The organism is Caballeronia sp. LZ028 (genome assembly GCF_031451415.1).
Lineage (GTDB): Bacteria > Pseudomonadota > Gammaproteobacteria > Burkholderiales > Burkholderiaceae > Caballeronia > Caballeronia zhejiangensis.
Genome location: NZ_JARUXN010000004.1, coordinates 95,563 through 108,729 on the forward strand (window position 1 = coordinate 95,563; position 13,167 = coordinate 108,729).

General features: G+C 60.9%; 9 protein-coding genes. 1 reads left to right on the plus strand and 8 read right to left on the minus strand.

The window, feature by feature from the left end:
- Positions 1-39 precede the first annotated feature (39 nt).
- On the minus strand, positions 40-669 hold the full coding sequence (locus QCE58_RS23225) for a glutathione S-transferase family protein (RefSeq protein WP_008354250.1): 630 nt from the start codon (positions 667-669) through the stop codon (positions 40-42).
- 156 nt (positions 670-825) lie between these two features.
- A complete protein-coding gene (locus tag QCE58_RS23230) occupies positions 826-1,128 on the minus strand; it encodes a hypothetical protein (protein WP_250521451.1) in 303 nt (100 codons plus the stop codon).
- Positions 1,129-1,404: 276 nt separating this feature from the next.
- Between QCE58_RS23230 and QCE58_RS23235 the strand changes: the two genes are divergently transcribed.
- Complete coding sequence (locus QCE58_RS23235) at positions 1,405-3,393, plus strand: AI-2E family transporter (RefSeq protein ID WP_008354253.1); 1,989 nt, start codon at positions 1,405-1,407, stop codon at positions 3,391-3,393.
- Here QCE58_RS23235 and QCE58_RS23240 read toward each other — a convergent pair.
- The 6 genes from QCE58_RS23240 to QCE58_RS23265 all read right to left on the minus strand — a co-directional run bounded on the left by QCE58_RS23240 (position 3,390) and on the right by QCE58_RS23265 (position 13,122).
- The gene (locus QCE58_RS23240) at positions 3,390-3,623 is read right to left on the minus strand and encodes a hypothetical protein (protein ID WP_008354254.1); all 234 of its coding nucleotides are present in this window, start codon (positions 3,621-3,623) and stop codon (positions 3,390-3,392) included. The two genes, QCE58_RS23235 and QCE58_RS23240, sit on opposite strands and share 4 nt — an antisense overlap.
- A 44-nt stretch (positions 3,624-3,667) precedes the next feature.
- Positions 3,668-5,227: a PAS domain-containing methyl-accepting chemotaxis protein gene (locus tag QCE58_RS23245; protein ID WP_175982344.1), complete on the minus strand. Its 1,560-nt coding sequence runs from the start codon at positions 5,225-5,227 to the stop codon at positions 3,668-3,670.
- Positions 5,228-5,381: 154 nt separating this feature from the next.
- Positions 5,382-6,176 carry a 3-hydroxybutyrate dehydrogenase gene (locus QCE58_RS23250; protein WP_008354256.1) on the minus strand — a complete coding sequence of 265 codons (795 nt, stop codon included), beginning with the start codon at positions 6,174-6,176 and terminating at the stop codon, positions 5,382-5,384.
- Between the two features lie 1,225 nt (positions 6,177-7,401).
- On the minus strand, positions 7,402-11,202 hold the full coding sequence (locus tag QCE58_RS23255; protein ID WP_250521450.1) for a hypothetical protein: 3,801 nt from the start codon (positions 11,200-11,202) through the stop codon (positions 7,402-7,404).
- A 370-nt stretch (positions 11,203-11,572) separates the two neighbouring features.
- A complete protein-coding gene (locus tag QCE58_RS23260; RefSeq protein ID WP_250521449.1) occupies positions 11,573-11,755 on the minus strand; it encodes a hypothetical protein in 183 nt (60 codons plus the stop codon).
- A 1,127-nt stretch (positions 11,756-12,882) separates the two neighbouring features.
- Positions 12,883-13,122, minus strand: a complete 240-nt coding sequence (locus tag QCE58_RS23265; protein ID WP_309780523.1) for a transposase — start codon at positions 13,120-13,122, stop codon at positions 12,883-12,885.
- Between the last annotated feature and the right edge of the window lie 45 nt (positions 13,123-13,167).

The following is a 13,167-nucleotide window of genomic DNA, read 5'->3' on the forward strand; positions in this document are numbered from 1 at the left end:
GGCGCGGCGGCACGGCGCGAGCCGGCCGCCGCGCTCACTTTACGCCGCGAGACCCGCGGCCGTCTTTTGGAACGGAACGAAACCCTTCAGCGCTTCGACGCGCTTCAGCCACGCGTTCACGTTCGCGTAGGCGGAAAGGTCGACGTTGCCTTCGGGCGCGCTCGAGATATAGCTGTAGAGCGCGACATCCGCGATGGTCGGGTGCGCGGCGGCGGTCTCGTCGATATCGGCGATCCAGTCGCGATTCGCCAGTTCCGCGTCGAGCACCTTGAGGACGTTGTGCGCGCGGGCGATGACTTCGTTCGCGTCGAACTTCGCGCCGAACACGGTGATGAGACGCGCGGCGGCGGGACCGAACGCGATCTGCCCGGCCGCGACGGAGAGCCAGCGCTGCACGGCGGCGGCTTCGGCGGGCGTTTCGGGCAGCCACTTCGTGTTGCCGGCTTTTTTCGCGAGATAGACGAGGATCGCGTTCGAATCGGCGATGACCGTGTCGCCATCGACGAGCACGGGAATCTGGCCGAAGCGGTTCAGCTTCAGATAGTCGGGCGTCTTGTGCGCGGCGGCGGCGAGATCGACGAACGCTTCTTCGTGTTCGACGCCCAGCAGATTCAGGAAGAGACGCGCGCGGTGCGAGTGCCCGGACAGCGGATGGTGATAGATCTTCACGGCAGATTCCCTGATTCGGTTGATGGCCGGGAGACGTCCCGTCCTGTGAATCGAGTATCGGTTCTTGCCGTGATGAGGAGAATCCCGTCGATTTTCAAATCACCATTCTCGAAACGAGAATGGTGAGCGCGCTTTCGGTGCGCGGACCCACGTCATTTATTCGCCGCGCGGCACGTTCGCCTTGTTGCCGGCGAGCGGCGAACCGTATCCGCCGCTGTTGGCGTTGTTCGGCAGGCCGTTGACGAGCTGCGCGCGCGGATCGCTCGGATTGAGATTGAGCTCGCCGGCCTGCGCGTTGCCGTGCGTCGGGTATTGACTGCCGAGCGGCGCGTTCGGCATGAGCTTGGTGCTGATTTGCGGCGCGTACATGTCGGTTTCGGCGCTCGGATGAAGCTGCGCGAACGCCGATGTGACGGCGAATGCCGATATGACTACGACTGAAGCGCGGATCGCGTTCATGGCGGACTCCAATGCAGAGCGTGATTCAGTGTAGTCCGCGCGCCGGTGCATTGGCCGATCACCCTTCTTACAACCAGACCAGCGTTTGTTCCGGCGCGCTCGCTCCCGTATTGCCTCACCATTGAACCGATCGCAGCCGAATTTGAATCCCGGAGGCGCTCACCTTATTCGCGGCGAACGGCTTATCGACGGCACGCGTCTTGCATAATGCAACGTTGCTCCGGCCTGCGCACTGGCCGTTCCACGCCGACCACACACTAAAAGCGAGCCGTTTCCATGCCGCAAGCACCCGGGCCGCGCCGGCCACCCGCGAAGATCCTGCCGCCGGAAGCGCCCGGCGTGCGCGCGCTGGCGTCGCTCGTGACAGGCGTCATCGTCATTTGCGCGCTGTACTTCGGCCGCGCGGTGATGATCCCGATCATCCTCGCGATTCTGCTGAGCTTTCTGCTCGCGCCGTTCGTCGATTTCCTGCGGCGGCTGCGCTTCGGGCAAGTGCCTTCCGTGATCGTCGCCGTAGTGGTCGCGCTGTCGGTGCTGACGGCGGTCGGCGCGCTGATCGGCGCTCAGGTCGCGCAGCTCGCGGGCGATCTGCCGAAGTATCAGGTCGCCGTCGAGCGCAAAATCGATTCCGTGCAGAAGATGACTGTCGGCCGCGCCGATGAGTTTCTCGGCCGCGCATCGCGCGCGCTGAAGCGGATTTCGCCCGCGCGCGAGCAGGAGCCGAAGAACGAGGACAATCCGGCCGCTTCGCCGATCGACCAGCCGATGCCCGTCGAAGTGCACGAGCCCACGCCGACGCCGCTGGAACTCGCGCAGCGCTTTCTGTCGCCGATCATCAGTCCGCTGGAAACCACCGGCATCGTGCTCGTGGTCGCGGTGTTCATCCTGCTTCAGCGCGAAGATCTGCGCGACCGGCTGATACGGCTTTTCGGCTCGCGCGACCTGCATCGGGCGACCACCGCGATGGACGAAGCCGCGCGGCGCCTGTCGCGCTACTTCCTCGCGCAGCTCGGCATCAACGTGGGCGTGGGCATCGTCATTTCGATCGGGCTCGCGATCATCGGCGTGCCGGGCGCGCTGCTCTTCGGCGTGATGACCGCGCTTCTGCGCTTTGTGCCGTATGTCGGAACGTGGATCGCGGCGATCGTCGCGGTCGTGTTCGCGGCGGCCGTCGGTCCCGGCTGGGCGATGCTCGTGTGGACCATCGTGCTCTTCGGCGTGACGGACATCGTCGCGGGTCAAGTCGTCGAGCCGCTGCTGTACGGGCATAGCACGGGCCTGTCGCCGTTCGCGGTGATCGTCGCGGCGATTTTCTGGAGCTGGATCTGGGGGCCGATCGGCCTCGTGCTCTCGACGCCGCTCACGCTCTGCCTCGTGATTCTCGGCCGCCATGTCGATCGCCTCGAATTTCTCGACGTGCTGTTCGGCGACCGGCCCGCGCTCACGCCCGCCGAGAACTTCTATCAGCGCCTGCTCGCGAACGATCCCGACGAGGCGCTCGTGCAGGCCGAGACGTTGCTCAAGGAACGCTCTCTGATCGCGTATTACGACGATGTCGCGCTCGAAGGCTTGCGCTACGCGCATAACGACGTGCTGCGCGGCGTCGTCACGGCGGATCAGTTGCGGCGCATCAACGAGTCTGCGCTCGACATCATCGAAGGGCTGGAGGATGCGGAGGACACGGCCGTCACCGTCGCGCCGAAAGAGGACTTGCCCGCGAGTTTCGAATCGCCCGACGACGGGCCGCGCATCGCGCCCGAGACGCCGCCCGCGCGCTTCGATGCGCAGAAGGAAGGCCACACGGCGTCGGTGCTCTGCATCGCGGGGAGAAGCGAGCTCGACGATCTCGCGGCGACCATCGCCGTGCAGCTGTTTCGCAAGCACGGCCTGTACGCGGACCTCGCGGGCTACGAGCGCTTTTCGCGCGGACGCTTCGGCGAGGTCGATCTCGCCGGCGTGACGATCATCTGCGTCGTGTCGTTCGATGCCGCCGAGTCGCCGCCGTATCTGCGCAACCTGCTGCGGCGTCTGCATCAGCGCGCGCCGTCGGCGGAACTGATCGTCGGCTTGATCTTCCCCGAAAGTTCGCTGCAAGGCGAAGTGCTCGTGCGTACGAGTTCGGCGGCGGTGTCGTTCAGGGAGCTGGTCGAAGCGTGCGTGGCCGCCGCGCGCCGCCAGTCCGCCGACGGCGTGCCGTGGGCGGGCCTCAACGACGCCGGCGATGAAACCGCGCTGAACGGCCCGCGCGAGAACGTGGCGATTTAGCGGTTGCCGTCGAACAGATCGTTGAGCATGGTGTCGAAGGCGGCTTGCGCGTCTTCGAGTTCCTGAAGCGCGGCGTCGAAGGTCTGCAGCGCCATCTGCGAAGGCCGGCCGTCGCCTTCGGGCGGAAACTGCTTTTGCAGCGCCAGGAAAGCGGACTGAACCTGGCGCGTCGCGTTGACGATACGTTCCATCGCTCGCGCTTCTTCCGTGCGATTGTTCTCAGCGGTCATCGGAGACACTCCTCGTGGGCAATGTCCGATAGTACCAAGCGATCCTAAGCCTTCGCCACGGTAAAGAGGCGCACGGCTTCGTCGAGCACGACCGCGCGTTCCGCGAGGCGCTGCGCGGTGGCCGCCGCCTGCTCGACGAGCGCGGCGTTCTGCTGGGTCGAATCGTCGAGATGCGCGACCGCCTGATTCACCTGCGCGATGCCCTCGGCCTGCTCGCCGCTCGCCTTCGCGACTTCCATGATGATCGCCGATACGCGGTTCACCGCTTCGTCGATGGCGCGCATCTGGCTCGTCGTGCGCGCGACGAGGCTCGTGCCTTCCGCGATCTGCGCGACGCTCGTCGCGACGACGCCTTCGATTTCCTTCGCCGATGCCGCGCAGCGCTGCGCCAGATTGCGCACTTCGGTCGCGACGACCGCGAACGAGCGGCCCGCTTCGCCCGCGCGCGCCGCCTCGACGGCCGCGTTGAGCGCGAGGATGTTGGTCTGGAACGCGATGCCGTCGATGACATCGGTGATGTCCGCGATGCGCCGCGACGCCGCCGTGATGCCCGCCATCGTCTGCTCGACCTGGCTCGCGATGCGCCCGCCGTCGTCCGCCGCGGCCTGCGCTTCCTTGACGACTTCCAGCGCGCGCACGGTGGCGTCGGCGTTGCCTTGCACGGTCGTCGTGAGCTGATCCATCGTCGCGGCCGTCTGTTCGAGCGATGCCGCCTGCATCTCCGTGCGGCGCGACAAGTCCGTGTTGCCGCTCGAAATTTCGTTGGCGGCCTCGAGCATGCCGCCGATCTGGCCGCGCACGTCGAAGACGATCGCCGCGAGATTCGCCTTCAACTGCCCGAGCGCGCGCTGCACGTCGCCGAGATCGTCGTGACGCGCATCGGGCATGTCGGCGGTCAGATCGCCCGCGGCCATGCGCGCCGCGAAACCGGACATCGTGCGGACGGGCGCATCCACCTGACGCGAAAGCGCGAGCCAGCCCACGAAGCTCGCAACGGAACTCACGCCGAGCGCGATCCAGAAGGGCAGCGGCGGCGCGCCGCGCCATCCTGCCAGCGCCGCGACCAGCATGCTGACGGGCACGGCGGCGAAAGCCGTGGCGAGACGCGAACTCACCGGCAGGTTCGCGAGCGCCGCGAGCTTGCCCGCGATGCCGTTCTTCACGAGCGCGCCGCGCACGAGGCGTCGCGACGCGTTGCCGGCCTTGATCTGCGCGTAGAGCGCGGTGGCGTCGCGGACTTCATCGCGCGTCGGCTTCACGCGCACGGAGAGATAGCCGACGACCTTGCCGTGGTCCATCACCGGCGTGACGTTCGCGCGCACCCAGTAGTGATCGCCGTTCTTGCGGCGATTCTTGACGAGCGCGGTCCACGAGCGGCCGGCGCGCACGGTCGACCAGAGATCGGCGAACGCTTCGCGCGGCATGTCGGGATGCCGGATGAGGTTGTGCGGCTGGCCGATCAGCTCGTCGCGCGAGAAGCCCGACACCGACACGAAAGCCGGATTGCAGTACTGGATGTTGCCGGAAAGGTCGGTGGCGGAGACGAGCATCGCCGAGGCGGGGAATTCGAACTCTTGCTGGGTTACGGGCTGATTATTGCGCATGGTGTCCTTGATTCTTCTTCGCGTCGCGCGCCGATTTTCGAAGGCGGCGCGCGTCTTATTACAAGGACATAACGGCGATTGGCCCCACAATCTTTAGGGGAATCCGACTGAAACGCTCAAGTGTGGCGATTTGTCGCCGATAGGGGCGCGTCAGTTACTGCGCGCTCCATCCGCCGTCGATTTGCAGCGCCGAGCCGCGCATTTCGCTGGCGGCATCGGAGCAGAGGAACACGGCCATATCGCCGATCTGCTGCGCCGTCACGAATTGCGCGGACGGCTGTTTGTCGCCGAGCAGCTTGGCGCGGGCCGCGTCCGGCGTGAGCGAGTCGCGGGCGGCGAGATCGTCGATCTGTTTCTGCACGAGCGGCGTGAGCACGAAGCCTGGGCAGATTGCGTTGACGGTCACGCCGGTGCGGGCGTTTTCGAGCGCGGCGACTTTGGTCAGGCCGAGAATGCCGTGTTTCGCGGCGACGTACGCCGATTTCCCCGCCGAGCCGACGAGCCCGTGCACCGACGCGATATTGATGACGCGGCCCCAGTTGCGCGCGCGCATTTGCGGCAGCGCGACGCGCATCGTGTGGAACGCCGAGCTGAGGTTAATCGCGATGATCGCGTCCCAGCGATCGACCGGGAATTCGTCGATGGTCGCGACGTGCTGGATGCCGGCGTTGTTGACGAGGACATCGACGGCGCCGAATTGCTCGTTTGCGAAGGCGATCATCGCTTCGATTTCTTCGGGCTTCGTCATGTCGGCGGGATGGTGGACCGCTTTCACGCCGGTGGCTTCGATCTGCTTCAGCGCGCCTTCGATATCGCCGAAACCGTTGAGCACGAGATTCGCGCCTGCCTGTGCGAGTGCCGTCGCGATGCCGAGGCCGATGCCGCTCGTCGAGCCGGTGACCAATGCCGTCTTGCCGGCGAGCGCTTTGTTCAATGCGGTTTGGGTCATATGCGGGTTTTTTCCTTCTTTCAGGAGTTTTGATCGGGTTCTGCGGAGTTTGGTGTGTTGGCTTGCTGTGCGTAGATTAGGGTTTTTTCTTTTTTTTCGCCGGATCCCGTGATCGTGTCGGTCTATTAGCACTGCCCCTGTGCGGGGCGGCACTCACTTTCTTTGCTGCTGCAAAGAAAGTAAGCAAAGAAAGCAGCTACTGATACGCCCGCGGTCACACGCAATTTGGGTAGTCCTCTCGTCGTTCGTGGGCTGCCTAAAGAGTGCCCTCATAGGCCCAACCGGGCTTGGATCGCGCACGGTCTGCCACATCGCATCACACACGAAACTGGTTCAGCACCAAATAGCTCCAGCCCGCTTCGCGGCCGACCGGTCAAGCGGGTCCGCGCGTGCTTCGCTACTAACGTCTCAATCTCGCTGCACTTGCCGCACGTTGGTTTCCCTTGCATACCGGGCGGCAGCGCGTAGCGCTGTGCCGGAGCCATTTCGTGCTGAACCAGTGTCCTCAGCGTTTTCGGGCGGCAGACCGTGCGCGAGCCAAGCCCGTAGGTGTTTGAGGGCACTCTTTAGGCGAGTGCCGCCTAGGACGAGAGTACTACCCAACGTGCGTGTGACCGCGGGCTTGAAAAGCTGCTTTCTTTGCCTACTTTCTTTGCAGCAGCAAAGAAAGTAGGTGCCGCCCCGCACAGGGGCAACGCTAATAGACCACTAAGAAAACGGGATCTGCTCCCGCGACTGAAGTTTGACATTGACTCCACGCAGACTTTGACTATTCCACGAAAATGACCAGGCCCCGAGAAGTCGTTTCTGGGGACAGATAACGGAGAGTTTGGGTCATTCTTGAAAACGCTCAATAAGTTCGAGGATAGCCGCCCGAGTCGCAGTTGCCGAAGGTCCAAAGGCGCCCTGCAGACACCGCGCCATACTATAGCCCGCCGCCTTCAGTGCAAGCGTCTACCCGCCGCACGCTTCTCGAGGGGCTGATCACTCCCGGACGAGAGCCTGAGTCGCTGAGCGACCCGAGCCGAGGAAGTCGCCTTCACATTGTACGAAATGCTTCCTTACGATTGGTGTTTCTGCCTGGCGCTGCTCGACATTTCGAACGGGCACATTGGCCGATCAATACGGGAAGGCAGACGTCGTTGCGAGCCTCTCGGTGGCAGCGCAAATCTCGCCCCCGCGAGGCTGCCCTTCCTATTGACGTGAGAACCGTTCGGATCATCCTTCAAGACGGACTCAAACTGCTCACCGTCGCAGCAAGTTGATCGACCTTCTGCCGCTGCAGCTCCATAAGACGATTCCAGAACAGCGAGCCGCGCGTGACGCTTTCCGCTGCGAACGCTTCTGGGGTGTTGATTAGATTATTCAACAATTCGATGTCTGCGCGGGCCGACGCCAATGACTTCTTCGTCATTCTCGACAGGGCCTGTTTCGATGGAACATTCGAAGCTAAGCTGCCATGTGATAGCGCCGTGCCGGCCCAAGTGCCGACGGCACAGTAGGTCTTAATGCGTTCAAGTATGAAGCGTCGCGTTGGCGATAGCGGATACCCGAGGCGTGAAAGGATAATGTCGGCAATTTGAAGGTGTTTAAAGGCCCGTGCGAAGCAGACGTTAGTCGCTTGTTCCACACCGATGGAATCATTGAAAAGACGGATCATCGAGGCGCGCTTGCGTTCAAAGCTCGCGCCGAGAACATTCATATACGCTCGATCGTAGTCGTATCTAAAGAAACGCCGTGTATAGATGTCGGCTCCATGCTCCGCCTGTAGCCAGAAAGACTGCGCAGCCGCCCGCCACTCTGGCGTCGTGCCGCCGGCGCCGACCGCGCGGGTGGCTGTGTAACACAGCCCGGATAGCTTGAGCGATACTCGGACTTGGTAGCGAGTGGGTTTAGCCGACAAATCTCCTGATGATGGCGAGTCGTAGCGAAGGATAAGGCGCAGTCGCTCCGCGAAAAAGTAGACGTACGCAGCTTGCAGAAACGCGGGATATTGAAGCCGATTGCGATGGAGGTTGCTCTCGCCGGGGATCGCGTCAGCTTTGAGCGCAAGTGCTTCGGCGTACCGGAGCAGAATGGAAACACATTGGGGAAGGCGGTCGCGCTTGCTTCGATCGCGGAATGTTTGCGCATCCCCGCCCGCCTTTTCGACTAACGCCGCGAAGGGAAAGGGCGCAGCGGGATAATCATATGGCGCAAAAATCTCGCGCGCAGGGAAGTCGTTTGGCAAGCCGAAATCGACCAACTGCTCCGACATCTGGTCTAGCGCGTCCATCGCTTGGTCGGCATATTCGAGCTGGTCCAAGGACAGCTTGTTCCGCGATATCGCGAGGTCACTGCTATATGTCGCAAGAGGCGACAAAGCGTTTAAGTCGTCCAGTGTTGACAGCGTCTTTTTGGCAAGCACACCGTGACCGCTGTCCAATGCTGCGCGGCCTAGCGAAATGAGGTGGTCCGCGAAGAGTCGGGTCTTCTCCTCGGGGCCGAGCGTATTGACGCGCCGCAGTCTGCATACGACGGGCCGCTGAATGGCGAACCTGTCGAAGTAGCCGTGCCAACTTTCGAGGTGTTCGGTGCCCGTGGTCGTTGTTTCATTGCAGGAACAGGGGCGGTGTAAGTACTGTTGCGCAAGATAGTCGCGTACCTTCTCAGGGCTATTGGCGGCGGCCAGAAGACATACACGCAGTCGATGTCGCGCGAAACCACGCGCGAGCAACCACTCCTCGTCGCCCTCGAGGCAGCGCCGCATTAGATAGGTGACTATGTAAATATATCGCTTGTCGGGCGATATTGGAAAAGAACTTCGCCTCGCTCTCAACTCGGTGCGCTCGACCTGCGGCTCTTCATCGAAGGAAATACTCTGCAGACCGTGCCAGACGGCCTGGATCAGGCGCCGATGCAAACCGATGCTACTGAGTTCGGCGGGTGCCGCGATGCGCACGCTGTCCGTCCATTGATCGAGGGATTCCTCGGCGAAAAGATGATGGATGCGGAACCAGAGATTGATGTCTGCCTGAATTATGTCAGCAACCAGGAGTTCTCTTACTTCCGCAAAGCGTATGTCGATGGACGGTTCGCGCCACCTGACGCCGGACTCGTCGTCTAACCGATTGTCGTTCGCGGTGCGTGGACCGTCGGTTTCCCATTGCTGCCTTCCCAGCAAAAAGGTGTCGCTCTCTACGATTTCGTCATCGCCTGTAACGAACAACATAGGGTATTGCTTGCTTGCTGCATTAAATCGCTCCATCAGCGTGGCGGTATCCCACTGAGCACAGAGCGGAGATGAGAAGTCGCGCAGGCACCGCGTCATAGTCGAATACCTCAGTCCACCCGGGCAGAGGGCGACAAAGCGCGCCATCAGCAAAGCGAAAGGATCCTTTTCGGCCAGAAGTGTCTTGGCCAGCTTGAACAATTCCATACGTCCGACCGGTGACCCCGTCGTCGCTGCCAATCTCGCTCGTTCTCGCTGCTGCGCTGTCAAGCCATGGCCGCCATCGATGCTAACAAGCACGTCCAGAAGTGCGGCCTCTGTCTCCGGGCAGAGCGAGTTGCCCAGCACTTCCGTGACGAGATCCGGGTTCGCGAAGCCATGTTCGCGAAGAACCGGGGGGACTACTTCGCGAGAGATCGGAGGCAGCATGCCCTTGAAGCGAATGATGCCGCTGTATTTGTTCCATCTCCCACCGCTCAGGATGAGAACGCGAGACAGTGTTGCAGGAACTTCCAATGCGCGCACCTGACTTGCGAGAGTAACATCTTGTGTCGCCGGAGTAACTAAATTCGATATCAACTCATTGATCGGATTGTCGTTGATGATATTTAGCACGTCTTCGAACGCACCTCGATCCGACTCCATGCCATCCACAATAAACAGCAGTCGGTGTATCGACATGGCTCTGCGGATCCTCGCCATTCCCTCATAAATCCCGAGCCGCGAGCGAAAAGGGGGCGGGCTGCGCACATCTTTTCCGTCTAGCCACGAGAGAATCACTCCGACGTAATAGGCTAGGGACTTGTGGCAGTCCTCTGCCTCGAAGCGGTTCGCGCGGATATAGAGGACCGACGTATTGAAAGGTAGCTTGCTCTCATAAGCTAGCTCTTGTAGCCGGCCAGCGAACGCCGTGAGGCCATTGAGTGAGTTGGGAGCCTCGACTACGAGAAGCGGCTTGTATGGGTCATCCACCGGCAGCTCGGAGATTAACTGCTCAATGAAACGGTCACGTTTGGCGTTTCGATAAAACTCTGTTCGCCGAAGCAGCTGAAAATTGGTAGATGGACTGGGAGCCCCAGTTCGAAGCCATTCGATGAATCGGCGAGGCGCATCGAAGCTAGAAAAGAACGCACGGTCGATGAAATCTCGTTCGAAAGACGCATCTGAATCGGTAGATTCAGCGTGTTGCGCTATCGCTCCGAGGAGCGCATCTAGAAAGGGCGGATTCTCGTGGTCTTCTCTTTGACACATCCACTTGGCACATGGGTCAGCTCGTGTTCTAAAACTGCTCGCGTGCAATTTAGGAATGAGCCACCGTGTATTCGGCGCGTTTCCAGTGAGAGTTGCGAACAGGTGCGCGCCTAGCATCCAACGGTAGTATGCGCCAAGCCCGTACGCCGGCGAGAAGAATACGGAGGCCTTCTTCATGACCTTGGCTCTTGTAAAAAGCCGGTCGAGACGGGTTTGAATCTGTTCCTGCATTTTCGGCGGCAGGCGTCCGATCGCAAAAAGAGCCGCATCAATCTGGCCGATGCTCGGCTTATCGTCGAACTCGAGGTCGTCGAAAGCAGTGGGCTTGGCAGGTACGCCGTCCTGCTGGAGGCGACTGTGCTCTACTAAGCGGGCGCAGCTAAGCGCAACGGTGGCCCAAGAATCAGACAGGCTCTCCACGAACTCTTCCGTCTTCGCGGTGGTCAGCAGCCTAGCTGGACAGACGAAGGTTGTCAGTAGTTCGACGAGCTCATCGTCCACCGAAGGAGGCAAATCGAACAGGAGACTCTGTTCGCGCCCGCCCGCACTGTTCGGCAATTCCATATGGGCTCCTCGGATCGGTCGATCGAGTATAGGCCACCGAATTGAATGCAACAGCCATAGTCGGACTGTGTCCCGACACTTGAACCCGCGGACTTTTATTCGCATCTGAGAGTTGCCGAGGAACATGCGGGTCGCCGGCGTCTCGATTGCCGGCGACACGCCGAGAGACGATTACTCTTTGTGCCATCCCAGCGCGACCACGACACCGTGCAATGCGATGATGGCGTAGCAGACTGCCGTGACTGTTTCCATGTTTATCTCACTTGGTGGTTTGCCTTCAAAAGCGACGTCTGTGCAACATGCTTGCTTCGATGGCGCACCGCCAGTTGCCCGACTTACGCGCCTCTCGGACGTCGAGAAAAGTTCGCAATCAAATGCCGAGATGCGTGAGGCAAAGTGTCGTGTACGCCAGACACGTCATCAGGTCAATCAGGGATACTTCGTGAACGAGGCCGGGCACTCGAACGGGAAAGAGCAGCACAGACTTGATCTTCCGTACGCCTGCGCGGCGCAGACGCGACAACTTTTGCGGGATAGACTCGGTGGTTTTCATGGACCCTCCAGTATTGAGCCATGAAAGCAGTCTAGTCGGCGAGTCGGCGACGAAATGGAGACAAACCTGCAATACAAGAGTGGCTGACGTTGAAGTGGTTCACTGGTGCGTGTGGGGAAGGTCGCAGATAGGAACGAGTTGGCGAGCTAAGGGGGCGTGTAGGCGTATGGACCAAACACGAGAAATACGTGCCCTTGCGTTTCTGCAGAGCGCCGAACTACTTGGGAACGGCCCGACCGCGCAAGGCTGAGAGCCGTTGCGGCAGCCCCGTACTCGACTATCTACGATAGTGCGCCAATTTCGGCGCCATGTCCGGCAGCAGTCGTTTTCTTGATTGCTAATTTCTCGCAATTTTTCCAATCCGCGCTCACGTCGGCAATCGCGCTATTCATCTGACGGTTCTAGGCGCGCAGGATTAGGGGACATTCAGTCGGTTGCAAAATCCGAGGACGCTCGAGCGTCGCAGGTCGAAAATTCCGATACCTCCGTCCATCATGCCGATTTTAGCTCTCGCTCTTTGTGCTGATTGGCACGCGCATTGTAGATTTCTCGCCATTCGCGGCACAAAGCATTGAAGGCGGTAATACCGTCCGCGAACTCCGGTGAGTGCCGGGAGAGGTGTGACGTCCAAGAGCGTCGAGACACGCATGCACCGGGCTGGCATCGTCAAACTGATCAGTCCAGAGGGGGAACGAAGATGCTTTCGTCCGCGTCTTGTGCCGTAAGAGCTGCATATATATGTGACGGCACGGCGTCATGTTAGTCTGCAGCAGGGTGCACCGATCTGAGCATCCCAAGTTCTCTCGAAATCCAGCTTCGATCGCTGCCGTTCTGCAGCTCGAGGTGAAGACATCGCGATGATGGGGCCTCGATGATAAGTCGAAGCGCTCCTTGAAATGCGTACGACAGCCGAGATGGATGTTGTAGAATGTACAACACCAAATCATCCTCTGGCGCTTCCTGAAGCGAAACAGGAAGGGCCGCTCGCTTGAGCGGAGGATTGGTCGTCTCTTCATGTCTGTTTCACTCGCCAAGAGTGATTCGAATACGGCCGCCGTCAGGGTTAACCCATCGCAGCCTCAAAGCGGCATCCAAGGCTCTTATGGAAATGAAGTGAGTAACGGCTCTCAGGGGGCATGCGAGTTGAATGCAGAGAAGTCGAGTTTGCCAGCGATAAGAAACAGCACCGTTCGCATGGTTGCGAAGCGCGTGTAGCAACGCGCCTTGCGCTTGGCGGCCTGAAACAAGCCGTTGATGGCTTCGATAAAGCCGTTGGTCTGTCGGGTCTGGGGCCACGCAACGATGCCGTCAAAGTGTCGGCAGAAACAGATGAACGAAGTGCAGAAAGAGGGACTTGCTCTCATGATCCAAGCAACCGAGCGAGCCGGTCTCTACGAACGAGAAGTGGAATA